Source organism: Trinickia violacea, assembly GCF_005280735.1.
Lineage (GTDB): Bacteria > Pseudomonadota > Gammaproteobacteria > Burkholderiales > Burkholderiaceae > Trinickia_A > Trinickia_A violacea.
The window spans coordinates 3,784,285-3,800,160 of record NZ_CP040077.1 but is presented as its reverse complement, the minus strand read 5'-3'; the positions used below and the strand labels follow the sequence as shown (position 1 = coordinate 3,800,160).

Below are 15,876 nucleotides of genomic sequence, written 5' to 3'. Positions count from 1 at the left end.
GATCGGTATTCCGTGGGTATCAATTACCGAGTGCTTTGCATTCCGTGCAATCGACCTGCGCAACGTTGCGTTCAGCGGGACTGGCTGCGAGTCGAACTGCCGACAGACGGTTGCCCCAAACACAACCCGAATCAAGCCCGATCAAGTTGTCTCGCAGCATCAGACCGAGCGCGGCCCAATGTCCGAATACGACGGTGACATTTTCAGTTTGACGATCCGGCGCGTCGAACCACGGCAAGTACCCTTCCGGTGCCGCGTTCGGCCCGCCGTTCGCCGCGAACTCCATCGCGCCGTCGGCCGTGCAGAACCGGATTCGCGTCAACGCATTGAACGCGACGCGCAGGCGGTCCGCGCGCTTCAAATCGGGGCTCCAGCGGCGAGGCTCGTTTCCATAAAGGTCTTTGAGCGTCTCAATCCATGTCGGTGCGCGCAGCGCCCGCTGCAGCTCATCGGCCAGTTCGAGCGTCAACGTCACATCCCACTGCGGCAGAACGCCCGCATGCACCAAGAGCATTCCGTTCTCGAAATGGGCGAATGGACGGTGGCGGACCCACTCGATCAGCTCAGCGGCGTCGGGGGCCGCAAGGATGTCGTCGAGCGTGTCGCTGTTCTTGGTGCGACGAATGCCGGCGGAAGCAGCGAGAAGGTGAAGGTCATGGTTGCCGAGCACGGCTACCGCGCGTTCCCCGAACCCGACGACGTCGCGCAGCGTCGCGAGAGACTCCGGACCACGGTTGACCAGATCGCCGGCGAACCAGAGCGGAGTGTTGTCGCTGGGAGACAGCTGTCCAAGCAAGCGCTGGAACGGGTTACGGCAGCCTTGGAGGTCGCCGAAGGCGAAGGGCGGGGGAATCTGTTCGGTCATGGCTGGGTGGGGCGCCTGCCACCGGTGGCAGGCTGCGGCGCGGTCGGCTCGGCTTGCAATTCGGTATTCATTCTGCATTAAGGCAACAGATTTTGCCTAAAAATGCAAAAAAATGAAAAGGTTTCCTGGTTTCCATAAATACGGCGGCAAGCTTTGTCAAGCTGTTTCGAGTTGTTAGAGGTCTGGTTTTTGCCCTCAGCGGCTTTATAATTGCAGTCTCAAAAAATCTGCGCGCCCACCCGGTGGCCGGCCGGTTAAAATTACCGGCTTTGCGAAGACCTGAAGACATTTACTGCTTTTTGTGATCGGCTTACAGACATCTTGCTGCCGGCCGCGACCTCATAAGGGAACCCCATGATCCTGGTAACGGGCGGCGCCGGTTTTATCGGCGCCAACTTTGTGCTTGATTGGCTGCGCGCTTCCGATGAAGCAGTCCTGAACATCGACAAACTCACGTACGCAGGCAATTTGCGTACGCTCAAGTCGTTGCAGGGCAACGCGAAGCATATTTTTGCACGAGCCGATATCTGCGATCGGGCTGCTCTCGACGCCCTCTTTGCCGAACACAAGCCGCGCGCGGTACTGCACTTCGCAGCGGAGAGCCACGTCGACCGCTCCATTCATGGTCCGGCGGACTTTGTCCAGACTAACGTGGTTGGCACGTTCACGCTGCTGGAAGCCGCGCGCCAGTATTGGAACACCCTGAGCGACGCCGGCAAGGCCGAGTTCCGCTTCCTGCACGTCTCCACGGACGAAGTGTTCGGCTCGCTGTCGGCGACGGACCCGCAATTCTCCGAGATCACGCCGTACGCGCCCAATAGCCCGTACTCGGCGACCAAGGCGGGTTCCGACCATCTCGTGCGCGCGTATCACCACACGTATGGCTTGCCGACGCTGACGACGAACTGCTCGAACAACTATGGCCCGTACCAATTCCCGGAGAAGCTGATTCCGCTGATGATTGCAAACGCCCTGGCGGGCAAGGCATTGCCGGTGTACGGCGACGGCCAGAATGTGCGCGACTGGCTGTACGTCGGCGACCATTGCAGTGCGATCCGCGAAGTGCTGGCGCGCGGCAAGCCGGGCGAGACGTACAACGTCGGCGGTTGGAACGAGAAGAAGAATCTCGAAGTCGTGCACACGCTGTGCGATCTGCTCGATGCGGCGCGTCCGAAGGCGCAGGGCTCGTATCGTGACCAGATCGCCTATGTGACGGATCGCCCCGGCCACGACCGCCGCTACGCGATCGACGCGCGCAAGCTCGAGCGCGAGCTTGGCTGGAAGCCGGCCGAGACTTTCGAAACGGGTCTGGCGAAGACGGTGCACTGGTATCTGGACAACCAGGAGTGGGCCGATGAGGTGGCTTCCGGAGAATACCGGAAGTGGGTGGAGACCAATTACGCGCAGCGCGCGTGAGGTATAGCCATGGCGCGTAAAGGCATTATTTTGGCGGGCGGGTCGGGGACGCGCTTGTACCCGATCACGCATGCGGTGTCGAAGCAACTGCTGCCGGTCTACGACAAGCCGATGATCTACTACCCGCTGTCGACGTTGATGGTGGCCGGCATCCGCGACGTGCTCATCATCTCGACCCCGGAAGACACCCCGCGCTTTTCGTCTATGCTCGGCGACGGCTCGAAGTGGGGGATGAATATTCAATACGCGGTGCAGCCCTCGCCGGACGGGCTGGCACAGGCATTTCTGATCGGCCGCGAGTTCATCGGCAACGATCCGTCCACGCTGATTCTCGGCGACAACATCTTTTACGGCCACGATCTCGCCAAGCAACTCGAGCGTGCGAGCGCCGGCGCGGACGGTGCCACGGTATTTGCGTATCACGTGCACGACCCCGAGCGCTACGGCGTGGTCGAATTCGACAAGAGCTTCAAGGCGTTGTCGATCGAAGAGAAGCCTGCCAAGCCGCGCTCCAACTATGCCGTGACCGGCCTTTATTTCTACGACAATCAAGTTTGCGATATCGCTGCCGATATCAAGCCTTCGGCCCGCGGCGAACTCGAGATCACCGACGTCAATTCGCGCTATCTCAGTGCGGGACAGCTGAACGTCGAAATCATGGGGCGCGGCTATGCGTGGCTCGACACCGGCACGCACGATTCGCTGATCGACGCGGCCACCTTTATCGCGACGCTGCAGAAGCGGCAGGGGCTGGTGGTCGCGTGCCCCGAAGAAATTGCGTTCCGTCGGCGCTGGATCAATGCCGAGCAATTGCAGCTTCTGGCTGCGCCGCTCGCGAAGAATGCCTATGGGCGCTATTTGCAGAACCTACTTTCGGACCCGCTTGCATGGCCATCAACGTAATCCAAACCGCGCTATCCGACGTGAAGATCATCGAGCCGAAGGTGTTCGGCGATGCACGCGGTTTCTTCTACGAGAGTTTCAATGCGCGCGAGTTTGCGAAAGAGACGGGCGTCACCGTCGATTTCGTGCAGGACAACCACTCCCGTTCCGTGAAGGGCGTGCTGCGCGGCTTGCACTACCAGATCCAGCACCCGCAAGGGAAGCTTGTGCGCGTCGTGGCCGGCGAGGTGTTCGACGTCGTCGTCGATTTGCGCCGCAGCTCGCCGACTTTCGGCAAGTGGGAAGGGGTCTATCTGTCGGCCGACAACAAGCGCCAATTGTGGGTGCCGCCCGGCTTCGCACACGGTTTTTGCGTGACGTCCGATAGCGCCGAATTCCTCTACAAAACCACCGACTACTGGTATCCGGAATACGAGCGCAGTCTGTTGTGGAATGATCCCGCGCTCGGGATCGAATGGCCGCTCGAAGGCGAACCGCAGGTCGCCGCGAAAGATGCCGCCGGCCTGTTGCTCGCCAACGCAGAGGTGTTCGAGTGAAGATTCTGGTGACCGGCCGCAACGGGCAAGTTGGGTGGGAGCTGCGTCGTGCGTTGTCTCCGCTCGGTGAAGTCGTCGCGCTCGACCGGAGCGAAGCCGATCTGACGAAACCCGAGACTCTCGGCCCGCTCGTCGCCGCTGTGCGGCCGGATGCGATTGTCAATGCCGCCGCCTACACGGCCGTGGACCAGGCGGAAAGCGAAGAAGCGCAGGCATTGCGCGTGAACGCGGAAGCGGTTGGCGTGCTCGCCGAAGCGGCGCGCAAGCACGGCGCGCTGATGATTCACTACTCGACCGACTACGTCTTCGATGGGGCGTCGCGCAAGCCGTACGTCGAAACCGATCCGGTCGCGCCGCTCAATGCCTATGGCCGCACCAAGCTGGCCGGCGAGCAGGCGATCGAAGCCGCTGGTGGAGACTGGCTGACTTTGCGCACGACCTGGGTCTACGCGACGCGCGGACGCAATTTCCTGAAGACCATGCTGCGTTTGGCGGGCGAGCGGGAGACGTTGCGGGTCGTGGCGGACCAGATCGGCGTCCCGACGCCGGCGCGCATGATCGCCGACCTGACCGCGCATGTGGTGGCGCAGGCGCAGCGCGAGCGCGCTGCGGGAGCGTTCGAATCCGGACTTTTCCACATGACGGCCGCGGGTGAGACGACGTGGCATGGATTTGCGAGCGCTATCATCGCGGCCGCTCGGGCCTCGGAGCAGTTCGCAGTCAAGACGACGCAGGTCGAGCCGATTCCGTCCGATGCCTATCCGACGCCGGCTCGCCGTCCGCAGTACTCGATGCTGGACAACGGGAAGTTCGATCGGCGTTTCAAGCTCAACCGCGCGGATTGGCAAGAAGGGCTCGCGCTCGCGCTCGACGATCTCTGGGCGCAATAGGCAGGTCTCGCATTGAATATGGGAACACGTATGGGAACATCGAATCGGCTGCTGCATCCCTTGGCAGTCGTGCAGTCGCTCGCGGGAAATTGGCCGCTGATCGTGCAGTTTGTGAAGCGTGAAGTGGCGGGGCGCTACAAGGGTTCGTTTCTCGGCCTCTTCTGGTCGTTCATTACGCCGCTCCTGATGCTGAGCATTTACACGTTCGTCTTCGGCTTCGTATTCAAGTCGAGGTGGCGTGCGGATTCGACGGACCATATCGAATTTGCGGTCGTGATGTTCGTCGGGGTGCTGTCGCACAACTTGATCTCCGAGTGCCTGACGCGTGCGCCGATGCTCGTGGTCGGCAATCCGAACTACGTCAAGAAGGTCGTGTTTCCGCTGGAGACGCTTCCTTGGATCGCGGTCGGCACCGCGCTTTTCCACATGCTGGTCGCGTTCGTGATCTTGCTGGTCGCCATTTTTCTGTGGCAAGGCCATATCCCCTGGACCGTCGTGTACGTGCCGGTGATCCTGCTGCCGTTTGTCGTGCTGATTGCGGGGCTCGTCTGGTTCCTCGCCTCGTTCGGCGTGTTCATGCGCGACCTCGGGCAGGTGATGGGGATCGTATCGTCGCTGCTGATGTTCATGGCGCCGGTCTTCTATCCGCTGAGCTCGGTGCCGCCCAAGCTGCAGGCGATCATCATGCTGAATCCGCTGACCTTCATCATCGATCAATTCCGCAATGTCGCGATCTGGGGCCACCAGGTGAATTGGACCGGCTGGCTGATCTACTCGGTCGTCGCGTATGTCATCGCATCGCTGGGTCTGATCTGGTTCCAGAAGACTCGCAAGGGGTTCGCCGATGTGCTCTGACAGCGTCAAGCAAACCGCTGTCGAGGTGCATGGCCTCGGCAAGCGTTACGAAATCTATGCCGCGCCTCAGGATCGCCTGAAGCAGATGGTGCTGCCGCGGCTGTCGCGTGCGGTGGGCGCCAAGCCCAAGGAATATTTCCGTGAGTTTTGGGCGCTGCGCAACGTCGATCTGACGGTCGAGCGCGGCGAGACCGTGGCGATCATCGGCCAGAACGGATCGGGGAAGTCGACATTCTTGCAACTCGTCTGCGGGACGCTGACGCCGACGCAAGGCGAAGTGAAGCGCAACGGCCGTATTGCTGCGCTTCTCGAATTGGGAGCGGGCTTCAATCCTGAATTCACCGGCGAGGAAAACGTCTACTTGAGCGGCATGCTCTACGGGCTGACCGAGAAGCAACTGCAGGAACGCTATCACTCGATTATCGAGTTCGCGGAGATCGGTGATTTCGTATCGCAGCCCGTCAAGACGTATTCGAGCGGGATGTATGTGCGCCTCGCGTTCGCGATTGCGGCGCACGTCGACGCGGATGTGCTCGTGGTCGATGAAGCACTCTCGGTCGGCGACGTTCGCTTTACCCAGAAGTGCATGCGCTTTTTGCGCCAGTTTCAGAAGAACGGCACGTTGCTCTTCGTCAGTCATGATGTCGGCGCGGTGACGAGCCTCTGCTCGCGCGCCGTCTGGCTCGATCACGGCTCGGTGCGCCTGGATGGGCCGGCGAAGGATGTCGTCGAGGCGTATCTGGCCGAGCAGCACGTGCTGGATCGGAAGGCGCAGGGGGTCGAGGTCAGCGCAATCAAGGTGGAGCGAGCGCGCGCAAAGATGGCCCAGATGGACGTGGTCGACCAGAATGCCGAACAGCTGAAGGGAAGCAATTCGATCAAAGTCTTCGAGTTCGACCCGGACGCTCACGAGAGCGCGTTTGGCGCGGGCGGGGCCACGATTACCGGCGTCGCAATGATCGATGAGGACGCGCGTGCGATGCCGATGGTGCAAGGCGGCGAACTCGTGACGTTGGACATCGCCGTCGAGCTTCACACGGCACTTTCCGGCCTGATCATCGGCTTCTACCTCAAGGACCGGCTGGGTCAGCGGCTATTCGGGGCAAATACCCACTTGAGCCACGAAAACGTGATCGAAGGCGTTGCGAACGACCAACTCCATGCAACGTTCCAATTCCGCATGCCTTACCTGCCCGTTGGCGCGTACTCGATCGATGCAGCAGTGGCCTCGGGGACACAGGACGATCATACCCAGCAACATTGGGTTCACGACGCGTTGCAATTCCGTGCTCTTATGAGTCCATTGAGTCACGGACTCGTTGGCGTCCCGATGCTGCGGATCAGCGTAGAGAAAGAGAGGTCAATGGCGTGATGGAGTTTACTGGCGAGCGGTTTATCCCCACGGAAGGGGGCGTGATTCGCTACGAGCACATGCATCGGTATGGCTGGGCGCTCGCGATGGCGGCCGGACGCGATGTGCTCGACATCGCGTGTGGCGAAGGATACGGCTCCGCATTGCTGGCGACGCGGGCGCGCTCGGTTGTCGGCGTCGACATTTCCGAGAGTGCGGTCCTGCACGGACGGGAAGCCTACAAGGGCACGGCCAATCTGCGTTTCGAGGTTGGCAGCGCGACGGCGATTCCGCTGGATGCGGCAAGCGTGGACGTGGTGGTTTCGTTCGAGACGATCGAACATCTGGCCGAGCAGGAACAGATGCTCGCCGAGATCCGCCGGGTATTGCGGCCGGATGGCGTGCTGGTGATTTCGTCTCCGAACAAGAAAGTGTATTCGGACGATCGTGGCTACTCGAACGAGTTTCACGTCAAGGAACTGTACTTCGACGAGTTCGATGCGCTGCTCCGTCAACAGTTCGGCGAGATCGAATACTACGGACAGCGGCTTGCGACGGGCTCGGTGTTGTTGCCGCTCGAATCGACCGAGCCGCAATATCAGGCGCTGACGCTTGAAGCGAATGAGATTTCCGACCGGAGCGTTCGGGCCGACAACGTGATGTATTTCGTGGCGGTGTGTTCGGCCAAGCCTATTTCGCTGAAGAGCGCGCGTGCGTCGCTCTTCTTCGAGGAGGGTGTCGATCTATACCAGGAGCGCGAAGACATCGGTCGCTGGGCGTCCAAGCTGAGTGAGGAAGAGGCGGACGTACGCGCGCGTCTCGGCGAATTGCAGCGCGAGTTCGAAGCGCGCTCGGCCTGGGCGCTTGATCTCGATCGTCAGATTTCCAAACTGCGTTTTGATGCCGATAAGTTGTCCCAGCGAGCCGACAAACTGTCCCAACAGCTCGACGAGATGCACCGCTCCACATCATGGCGGGTGACTGCACCATTGCGCTTTGCGGTTCGGCTCGCGCGAGGCCAGTTCAGCTCGGCGCTCGACGAGCGCAATCGCGCGCGAGCCATCGGGCTCTCGCGGGCGCTGTACCGGAAGGCGCCGCTATCGAAGAAGTGGAAGGATCGCGCGGTGTCGGTCGCTTACCGCTTCGGCGGGCGGCTATTCGAAGGCGTGGTTCACTATGAGATCTGGAAGCGTCATCGAGAAGGCGTGAAGCTGATTCCGCGCGGCCTGGGGCCGGTGGCCCCACACGAAGTCGATGGCGTGTTGAGCGCATTGCGTTTCGAAAGTGTCGCGGAGCCCGTGGTATCGGTCGTCATTCCGACCTACGGCAACATCGGACATACGCTTTCGTGTCTGCGATCCATTGCCGCTCACCTTCCATCGGCGCCGATCGAAGTGATCGTCGCGGAAGACGTTTCCGGCGATAAGGAAATACTTCGCTTGAAAGATGTGCCGGGCTTGCGTTTCTACGTCAACGAAACGAACCTCGGTTTTGTTCGCTCGTGCAATCATGCTGCCGCACAGGCGCGCGGGAAGTACGTCTATTTCCTGAACAACGATACCGAAGTCACCCCTGGGTGGCTCGACAGCATGCTTGCGTTGTTCGAAAGCGAGCCGGGCTGCGGCATGGTCGGCTCGATGCTGGTCTATCCGGATGGCCGGCTTCAGGAAGGTGGCGGCATTCTTTGGCGCGACGGCTCCGCTTGGAATTTCGGCCGCCTGGATGACCCGAAGCGCAGCGACTATACCTACGTGAAGGAAGCGGACTACTGCTCCGGCGCATCGTTGCTCATTCCCACCGGGCTTTTCAAAGAGCTGAACGGTTTTGACGAACTCTACGTTCCCGCCTATTGCGAAGATGCGGACTTGGCTTTCCGTGTTCGTCAGCACGGCCTGAAGGTTCTTTATCAGCCGCTGTCGGTCGTGATCCATTACGAGGGAATTTCGAATGGGACGGATACGTCGACGGGAATCAAGGCGTATCAAGTCACGAATCAGCAGAAGTTCGTCGCCCGCTGGAAAGAGGTGCTGGAGCGCGAGCATTTTGCGAATGCCGAAGCCGTATTTCTTGCGCATGACCGCTCTTCGCTACGCAAGACGATTCTGGTCGTCGATCACTATGTGCCGCAGCCGGACCGCGACGCAGGCTCGCGCACGATGTGGCAATTCATGCAGTTGTTCCGCGAACACGGCATGAGCGTGAAGTTCTGGCCGCATAACCTGTGGTACGACCCGGTGTACGCAACCAGGCTGGAGCAGGCGGGCGTCGAGGTGTTCCACGGGCCGGAATACAGCGGCAAATTCGAGCAATGGATCGAGCAGAACGGCCGCTATCTGGACTACGTGCTGCTGAGCCGGCCTCACGTTTCAGCCGACTTCATCGACCACATTCGCCGCTTCAGCAAGGCGACCGTGCTTTATTACGGCCACGACATTCACTATCTGCGCTTGCAAGATCAGCAGAAGATCAAGCATAGCGCGTCGGTTCAGACCGAACTGGAATCCGTGCGCGAGATCGAGCGCGAACTCTGGGGCAAAGTCGACACCGTCTATTACCCGGCGGACGCAGAGACTGCGTGTGTGCGCGACTGGCAAAGCCAGCACGGAGCGGCAGGCAAGGCGTTTACGATTCCCGTCTATGCGTTCGATCAGTTTCCTGACGAGCCCTGGGCGAATTTGAGCGAGCGTAAGCATTTGTTGTTCGTGGCGGGCTTTGCTCATGCACCGAATGCCGATGCGGCCGAGTGGTTCGTGCGCGACGTGTTGCCGAAGATCCAGGCCGCGATACCGGGGACTCACTTGTATCTGGTGGGCTCCAATCCGACGGAAAAGGTGCGCGCGCTGGCAAGCGATTCGGTGACCGTGACGGGCTTCGTGTCGGATGAAGTGCTCGGTGAGTATTACCGGACGAGCCGCGTTTCCGTGGCTCCGCTTCGATTCGGCGGCGGTATGAAGGGTAAGGTCGTCGAGGCGATGCGCTTTGCGCTGCCCTGTGTCACGTCGCCGGCTGGCGCACAAGGGCTGGCCGATGCGGAGGCATTCCTGGCCGTTGCCGACGATCCTGCCGCGTTTGCGGAGAAAGTGATCGGCCTGCTTAAGGATGACGATGCGTGGCTGAACGCTTCGCGCCGCTCCCAGGCGTTCGCGCGCGAGCGTTTTTCGGCGGAGGCGCTGTGGCGTGTCGTGGCAGAGGATGTCGATCCCGCGCCGTATCCCAATCTGGAAAGCCGTCGAGCTGCTGGTGCCGGCGTTCAAACGTGTGAGACATAAATTCATGAAGATACTGATTCTTGGTGCGACTGGTTTTGTCGGCAGCTACTTGATGGAGCGTGCCATTGCCGCCGGCCATGAGGTCGCTGGGACGCACTACCACGCCACGGTCGACACGCGCGATTGGATGGGCTTTGCCGACCGCCTGACGCGCTGCGACATCCGTTATCGCGAACAGACCGACGCGGTGATTGCAAAGACTCGCCCCGACGTCGTCTATCTGCTGTCGGCTCAAAGCTATCCTGCGCTTTCGTGGAGCGCGCCGTCGGAGACGCTCGAGACGAACGTGGTCGGCACAGCCAATGTGTTCGAGTCGATCCGGGCCGCGAAGATCGACCCGGTCGTGGTGGTCGCCTGCTCGAGCGCACAGTACGGCGAAGTGTCACCGGATGCCGTGCCGGTCAAGGAGTCGCATCCCATGCATCCGCTGCATCCGTATGGCGTGAGCAAGGTCGCCACCGAGATGCTCGCGCTTCAGTACTGGTCGAACTATCGGCTGCGCACCGTTTGCGCCCGGATTTTCAACACGACGGGTCCGCGTAAAACCGGAGACGTCTGCGCCGATTTCACCTACCGCGCCGCGCGAATCGAGGCCGGCCAGATTCCACCCGCATTGCACGTGGGCAACCTGGAAACGCACCGTGCGATCACGGACGTGCGAGACCTCGCTCGTGCCCTCGAGCTGTTGGCCGATCGCGGTGCGCCGGGCGAAGTTTATAACGTAAGCGGCTCGCGCACGTACCAGATTCGCGAAATCGTCGATCTGATTCAGGCTGCCGCAAAGACGCCGTTCTCGCTTGAAGTCGACCAGGCCCTTCTGCGTCCGAGCGACGAAAAGGTGATCTTCGGCGACTCGAGCCGGCTCGTCGCCGCGACTGGCTGGAAGCAGGAAATTTCCCTTGCGCAGACCGTGGGCGACATGCTCGCCTACTGGCGCGCACAATTGGCAGCAGGAGCACAGGCATGATTGTTCGTTCTCGCGCCCCTTTGCGGCTCGGCCTTGCAGGCGGCGGAACCGACGTCTCCCCCTACACCGAGCGGTTCGGCGGCCATGTGCTGAACGTCACGATCGACAAGTACGCGTATGCGACGATCGAGCAGCGCGAGGACGGGCTGGTCGAATTTGTCGCCGCGGATACCGGGCGTGTGTGGTCGGGCAAGGCGCAGCCGGTGCTCGAGCGGGTCAGCGGGCTCGATCTCCACGCGGGCGTCTACAACCGGATCGTCAAAGACTTCAACCATGGACAACCGATTTCGGTGACCGTCACGACGCATTCGGAAGCGCCGCCGGGATCGGGCCTGGGTTCGTCCTCGACGATGGTGGTCGCGCTCGTCCATGCATTTTCCGAATTGATGTCGCTTCCTCTGGGCGAGTACGAGGTCGCTCATCTTGCTTACGAGATCGAGCGTGTCGATCTCGGCATGGCGGGCGGAAAGCAGGACCAATACGCGGCTGCATTCGGCGGCCTGAACTTCATGGAGTTCTACGGCGATCGTGTGATCGTGAACCCGCTTCGGCTGAAGGCTAACGTGAAGGCCGAGCTGGAGTCGTCGCTCGTGCTGTTCTATACGGGCGTGTCGCGGGAGTCGGCGAAGATCATCGAACAACAGTCGTCCGGTGTGAGCGGAAACGTCCAGAAGTCGATCGACGCACTTCATCACGTCAAGGAAGAAGCGACGGCGATGAAAGAAGCGGTTCTCAAATTCGATATCGAAGCGTTGGCAGCGTCGATGCGCGCGGGCTGGGAGTCGAAGAAAAAGACCGCCGATGCCATCAGCAATTCGTCTATCGACGAAATCTACGATGCGGCGATCCGAGCCGGCGCGCTTGCCGGCAAGGTGTCCGGTGCAGGCGGAGGAGGATTCATGATGTTCTTCGTCGACCCGGCTCGCCGCCCGAATGTCATGCGTGAGCTTGCCAAGTTCAATGGCCAGGTCTTTACGTGCAACTTTACCGAACACGGTGCGTTTTCCTGGAGAACGTAATGAAGGACATCATCCGCAGTGAAATCTCGAAGGCGATTGAGATCTTCAACGCCATTCACGCTGACGAAGCGCTGCTAGACAAAGTCGCCGGGTTCGCGCAAACGATCGTTGCTGCTCTCAACGCCGGCAACAAGGTGTTGATCGCGGGCAACGGCGGCAGTGCAGCGGATGCGCAGCATATCGCCGGCGAATTCGTTAGCCGCTTCAATTTCGATCGCCCGGGTCTGCCGGCCTTTGCGCTGACCACCGACACGTCGGTCATGACCGCGATCGGCAACGACTACGGCTATGAAAAGCTGTTCTCGCGTCAGGTTCAGGCCGTCGGCGTGAAGGGCGACATCTTTTGGGGTATCTCGACCTCGGGCAAGTCGCCAAACGTGATCAACGCCATGCGCGAGGCTCGTGAAAAGGGCTTGTACGTGGCCGGCTTCACCGGCGCGAGCGGCAACGCGATGCTCGAGCTGGCGGACGTGTGCATCGAAGTGCCGTCGCGCGAAACGCCCAAGATTCAAGAAGGGCACATCCTGCTCGGCCACATCGTTTGCGGCCTTGTCGAATCCAGCATTTTCACGCGCGCATGATTCCGGCGATCGTCTTAGCGGGTGGCCTCGGCACGCGTCTTCGCTCCGTAGTCCCGGACCTGCCCAAGCCAATGGCCGAGGTGGCCGGCAAGCCGTTTCTCTGGTGGGTGCTGCGGCGGCTGGAGCAGCAGGGGATCGAGAGCGTGTACTTGTCGGTCGGGTACAAGCGCGAAGTGATCGAAGGTTACTTCGGCGCTGCGTTTGGCTCGCTGAAGGTGCACTACGTCGTCGAGGACGAGCCGCTGGGAACAGGCGGCGCGATCGCGAAGGCGATGGCGGCGATCGACGGCGATGAAGCGTTCGTCCTGAACGGCGACACGATGACCATCGTCGAGTTCTCCGAGCTCAGTTCGGCCGCGGTGGCGCCGGGCGCCGACCTGGTGATGGCGGTCGCGAAACTCGACGACGTTGCCCGGTATGGCGCGGTCGATTTCGATGCGGAGCCGCCGCGCCGGGTGACGGCGTTTCGCGAGAAAGGGCAGACCGGCGCAGGTTTCATCAACGCGGGGGTCTATTTGTTGAAGCGCGAGGCTTTCGAGCGCTACGCGATGCCGGAACGCTTTTCGTTCGAGCAGGATTATCTGCACGCGCATCTTGGCGAATTGCATGTGCACGCGGTGCCTGCGGTGAGCCAGTTGATTGACATCGGTGTTCCCGAAGACTACGCGTTGGCGCAGACCGTCGTGCCGCAAATGGTGGCGTGACGATGGCCGAGTTGAAGCGCGCGCTGTTTCTCGACCGCGATGGCGTGATCAATGTCGATATTGGTTACCTGCATCGGCCGGGAGATTGTGTGTTCTTGCCGGGGATTTTTGAACTCGTGCGCAACGCGAGGCAGGCTGGCTATGACGTGTTCGTCGTGACCAATCAGGCCGGGATCGCGCGCGGCTACTACAGCGAGCAGACGTTTGCCGAGTTCACGGCGTGGATGCTCGAGAAGTTTGCTGCTGAAGGTGCGCCGATTACGCAGGTGTATCACTGCCCGCATCATCCGACGGCGGGAATTGGCGAGTACAAGCGCGAGTGCGAATGCCGGAAGCCGGCGCCGGGGATGTTGCTGAGGGCTGTCGCCGAGCACGCGGTCGATGTGAACGCTTCTGTCATGGTTGGTGACTCGGTTTCCGATATGGAGGCGGCAAAGGCCGCCGGCGTGAAGCACCGATTCTTGATAGGCGGCGAAAATAAAGCGCAAGTATCTGGAGACTTTATTTCAATTGCCGAGTTGAGTCAGGTCGCAAAGAGTCTCCATTGGATTTGAAACCCAGTAGGGATTTGGGGCTACGATATTTGAGCGCGGCGATAGATGCGGCGCAGGAAGGAACACAATGAAATGCAGTGTTTGCGGTGGAGAGAGCTTCACTTCCAAGCGTGTTCTGTGGGAAGAGCTAGTCAACGATTGGCAGTTGTCGCAGGCGGAAGAAGCTTACGTCAATCGTCAGCAAGGCGAGAGCTGTAATTCTTGTGGCGCGAACTTGCGTTCCATCGCGCTTGCCAATGCGCTGCGTGCGGCATTGGGCACGGAAGCGAAGTTGAACGAAGTCCCTGAGTTCGAGAACATGAAGGGTATTTCGATCCTCGAGATCAACGAAGCGGGAAACCTCACGCCAGTTCTGCGCAAGTTCCCTGGCTACTTGTTCGGCGCGTATCCGGAAGTGGACATGCACGCGATTCCGTACCCCGACAACGCATTCGACATCGTGGTTCATTCGGATACGCTCGAGCACGTTCAGAACCCGGTGCACGCACTTAGGGAATGCCGTCGCGTGCTTAAGCCAGGCGGAGCACTGTGCTATACCGTGCCTACTATCGTGGGTCGGCTAACGCGAAACCGTCAAGGATTGAAGAACAGCTATCACGGGAATCCGTCGACTTCCGGATACGACTTTGTCGTTCAGAATGAATTCGGTGCAGATGCGTGGACGTATTTGATGGAAGCGGGTTTTGACAGCGTGCAGATCTTTGCTGTCGAGTATCCGGCTGCGACGGCATTCCTAGCTCGTAAATCGTAGAGCCGTATATCTGGCCTTTCTAATCTGTCATGGCCCGCCGTAGAGTGAGTGGCGTGGCTGTGCAGGTCACTCTGTCGCTCGCTCCCACCAAGTCATCACGCGGGACAACGGGGAGCTTCGACGTCAAGCGGGACCGTGTCTACGCCGTACCGCAGACACGAAATATCCAAGAGGGTCTTCGACCGAACCCTTGCCCAGCGGGTCAGCACAATGCGCAGCAATCAGAAACATGACAGCCAAAAGCGCGCAGACAACAGCGAGTGGAGCCGTCCAGAGCAAACTGCGCGCACTCGCTGGCTTGATTAGCCTGGCGGTCAGAACAGTTAACTTATTGGCAATTACGCCAATGTCGCTGCCTCGTTCGATAATTTGAATATCGCCAAACCCGACCTCACCAATCAAGATTTGCAAACGCTCGCGGGTGAAGCGGTGATAGTCATACGGAATGTGATGTCTGCGGGCCGACCAAGGTACCGTCAGCAACAGAACGCCTTGTTCCTTGAGCACTCGGGCGATTTCCCGAAGGAGCAATTCCGGATTTTGTGCGTGCTCGAGGACCTCGATGCAAATGGCGCTATCGAATTCGGCATCGTCGAAAGGGATTCTTGTCCCGTCGTAGTACTTGATATCGTTGCGCCCGCCTGACATTCCGAAATCGGCGGCATTGCCGATATCGATTCCTTGGTAGGTCGTGCCCCGTGGGAGCCAGTCGCGCCACGGCGATTCACCGGCTCCGACGTCCAGAACGCGCCCACGCAGGCGACTCAACGCCGGTCGCAGATGCTTGACAATCGAGCCGAGCTGTACATCAACTAGGCAACGCAATTTGAAGAGCCAAGGGTGCTGACACGGCGACGTGACCGCGATTGGCTGAAACCGTTCTTGCATGGAGAGCCAAGCCTGGATATTTGGGCAGACGAATGGCGAATCCGAGTGGAAGCCGCCGCATGTCGCGCTGCCTTCCTTGGGTAAGGGTTTGTAAGGATTCTATGATTCTCGCTCGCGGAAAGCGAACTTTTCATGTCCGACCTCCTGGCGGAACAGGGTGGCGTAACGGGTCAGGAAAGTCTGACTCTGAGCGACGTCGAAAAGGGGCCGGCAGTTGGGCGTACTTGGAGGCAACGAGCTGGACGTCAGCTATAAATACTTCGGGCTTAAAGGCATGTTTCGAATGGCGGACAGTTGAGTGCGTCGAGGACATATCCCGCGATTCGG

The 15,876-nt window shown here is 60.2% G+C and carries 15 protein-coding genes; 13 read left to right on the top strand and 2 right to left on the bottom strand.

Annotated features, from left to right (window positions below; translation table 11 throughout):
* Window positions 1–19: 19 nt before the first annotated feature.
* Window positions 20–865, bottom strand: coding sequence for a symmetrical bis(5'-nucleosyl)-tetraphosphatase (locus FAZ95_RS17420; protein ID WP_137333590.1), 846 nt, complete (start codon window positions 863–865; stop codon window positions 20–22).
* Between the two features lie 354 nt (window positions 866–1,219).
* Between FAZ95_RS17420 and rfbB the strand changes: the two genes are divergently transcribed.
* From rfbB to FAZ95_RS17355, 13 genes are all read left to right on the top strand, one after another.
* Window positions 1,220–2,281: a dTDP-glucose 4,6-dehydratase gene (gene rfbB / locus FAZ95_RS17415; RefSeq protein WP_137333589.1), complete on the top strand. Its 1,062-nt coding sequence runs from the start codon at window positions 1,220–1,222 to the stop codon at window positions 2,279–2,281.
* A gap of 9 nt (window positions 2,282–2,290) precedes the next feature.
* Window positions 2,291–3,184: a glucose-1-phosphate thymidylyltransferase RfbA gene (gene rfbA / locus FAZ95_RS17410; RefSeq protein WP_137333588.1), complete on the top strand. Its 894-nt coding sequence runs from the start codon at window positions 2,291–2,293 to the stop codon at window positions 3,182–3,184.
* Entirely contained in the window at window positions 3,169–3,720 is a 552-nt protein-coding gene (gene rfbC / locus FAZ95_RS17405) for a dTDP-4-dehydrorhamnose 3,5-epimerase (protein ID WP_137333587.1), read from the top strand. The genes rfbA and rfbC overlap by 16 nt, the downstream gene beginning before the upstream one ends.
* Window positions 3,717–4,610 (top strand): dTDP-4-dehydrorhamnose reductase, encoded by an 894-nt coding sequence (gene rfbD, locus FAZ95_RS17400; RefSeq protein ID WP_137333586.1) that lies wholly within the window; start codon window positions 3,717–3,719, stop codon window positions 4,608–4,610. Before rfbC ends, rfbD begins: the two co-directional genes overlap by 4 nt.
* A gap of 30 nt (window positions 4,611–4,640) precedes the next feature.
* Window positions 4,641–5,465, top strand: a complete 825-nt coding sequence (locus tag FAZ95_RS17395) for an ABC transporter permease (RefSeq protein ID WP_137333585.1) — start codon at window positions 4,641–4,643, stop codon at window positions 5,463–5,465.
* Complete coding sequence (locus FAZ95_RS17390) at window positions 5,455–6,837, top strand: ABC transporter ATP-binding protein (RefSeq protein ID WP_137333584.1); 1,383 nt, start codon at window positions 5,455–5,457, stop codon at window positions 6,835–6,837. The genes FAZ95_RS17395 and FAZ95_RS17390 overlap by 11 nt, the downstream gene beginning before the upstream one ends.
* Window positions 6,837–10,085 (top strand): glycosyltransferase, encoded by a 3,249-nt coding sequence (locus FAZ95_RS17385; RefSeq protein WP_254699934.1) that lies wholly within the window; start codon window positions 6,837–6,839, stop codon window positions 10,083–10,085. The genes FAZ95_RS17390 and FAZ95_RS17385 overlap by 1 nt, the downstream gene beginning before the upstream one ends.
* 4 nt (window positions 10,086–10,089) lie before the next feature.
* Window positions 10,090–11,052 (top strand): GDP-mannose 4,6-dehydratase, encoded by a 963-nt coding sequence (locus FAZ95_RS17380; RefSeq protein WP_137333583.1) that lies wholly within the window; start codon window positions 10,090–10,092, stop codon window positions 11,050–11,052.
* On the top strand, window positions 11,049–12,071 hold the full coding sequence (locus FAZ95_RS17375) for a GHMP family kinase ATP-binding protein (RefSeq protein ID WP_137333582.1): 1,023 nt from the start codon (window positions 11,049–11,051) through the stop codon (window positions 12,069–12,071). The genes FAZ95_RS17380 and FAZ95_RS17375 overlap by 4 nt, the downstream gene beginning before the upstream one ends.
* On the top strand, window positions 12,071–12,652 hold the full coding sequence (locus FAZ95_RS17370) for a D-sedoheptulose-7-phosphate isomerase (RefSeq protein ID WP_137333581.1): 582 nt from the start codon (window positions 12,071–12,073) through the stop codon (window positions 12,650–12,652). The genes FAZ95_RS17375 and FAZ95_RS17370 overlap by 1 nt, the downstream gene beginning before the upstream one ends.
* Entirely contained in the window at window positions 12,649–13,356 is a 708-nt protein-coding gene (locus tag FAZ95_RS17365) for a nucleotidyltransferase family protein (RefSeq protein WP_137333580.1), read from the top strand. The genes FAZ95_RS17370 and FAZ95_RS17365 overlap by 4 nt, the downstream gene beginning before the upstream one ends.
* A 2-nt stretch (window positions 13,357–13,358) precedes the next feature.
* On the top strand, window positions 13,359–13,910 hold the full coding sequence (locus tag FAZ95_RS17360; RefSeq protein WP_137333579.1) for a D-glycero-alpha-D-manno-heptose-1,7-bisphosphate 7-phosphatase: 552 nt from the start codon (window positions 13,359–13,361) through the stop codon (window positions 13,908–13,910).
* A 67-nt stretch (window positions 13,911–13,977) separates the two neighbouring features.
* The gene (locus FAZ95_RS17355) at window positions 13,978–14,661 is read left to right on the top strand and encodes a class I SAM-dependent methyltransferase (RefSeq protein ID WP_137333578.1); all 684 of its coding nucleotides are present in this window, start codon (window positions 13,978–13,980) and stop codon (window positions 14,659–14,661) included.
* Between the two features lie 123 nt (window positions 14,662–14,784).
* On the opposite strand, the gene FAZ95_RS17350 is transcribed toward FAZ95_RS17355, so the two are convergent.
* Window positions 14,785–15,549, bottom strand: a complete 765-nt coding sequence (locus tag FAZ95_RS17350; RefSeq protein ID WP_137333577.1) for a class I SAM-dependent methyltransferase — start codon at window positions 15,547–15,549, stop codon at window positions 14,785–14,787.
* Between the last annotated feature and the right edge of the window lie 327 nt (window positions 15,550–15,876).

Coding starts and splice junctions, on each gene's coding strand:
- FAZ95_RS17350 (WP_137333577.1), bottom strand. CDS start 15,549: ATGCAAGAACGGTTTCAGCCAATCGCGGTCACGTCGCCGTGTCAGCAC.
- FAZ95_RS17380 (WP_137333583.1), top strand. CDS start 10,090: ATGAAGATACTGATTCTTGGTGCGACTGGTTTTGTCGGCAGCTACTTG.
- rfbA (WP_137333588.1), top strand. CDS start 2,291: ATGGCGCGTAAAGGCATTATTTTGGCGGGCGGGTCGGGGACGCGCTTG.
- FAZ95_RS17385 (WP_254699934.1), top strand. CDS start 6,837: ATGGAGTTTACTGGCGAGCGGTTTATCCCCACGGAAGGGGGCGTGATT.
- FAZ95_RS17420 (WP_137333590.1), bottom strand. CDS start 865: ATGACCGAACAGATTCCCCCGCCCTTCGCCTTCGGCGACCTCCAAGGC.
- FAZ95_RS17395 (WP_137333585.1), top strand. CDS start 4,641: ATGGGAACATCGAATCGGCTGCTGCATCCCTTGGCAGTCGTGCAGTCG.
- rfbC (WP_137333587.1), top strand. CDS start 3,169: ATGGCCATCAACGTAATCCAAACCGCGCTATCCGACGTGAAGATCATC.
- FAZ95_RS17355 (WP_137333578.1), top strand. CDS start 13,978: ATGAAATGCAGTGTTTGCGGTGGAGAGAGCTTCACTTCCAAGCGTGTT.
- FAZ95_RS17375 (WP_137333582.1), top strand. CDS start 11,049: ATGATTGTTCGTTCTCGCGCCCCTTTGCGGCTCGGCCTTGCAGGCGGC.
- rfbB (WP_137333589.1), top strand. CDS start 1,220: ATGATCCTGGTAACGGGCGGCGCCGGTTTTATCGGCGCCAACTTTGTG.
- FAZ95_RS17370 (WP_137333581.1), top strand. CDS start 12,071: ATGAAGGACATCATCCGCAGTGAAATCTCGAAGGCGATTGAGATCTTC.
- FAZ95_RS17390 (WP_137333584.1), top strand. CDS start 5,455: ATGTGCTCTGACAGCGTCAAGCAAACCGCTGTCGAGGTGCATGGCCTC.
- FAZ95_RS17365 (WP_137333580.1), top strand. CDS start 12,649: ATGATTCCGGCGATCGTCTTAGCGGGTGGCCTCGGCACGCGTCTTCGC.
- FAZ95_RS17360 (WP_137333579.1), top strand. CDS start 13,359: ATGGCCGAGTTGAAGCGCGCGCTGTTTCTCGACCGCGATGGCGTGATC.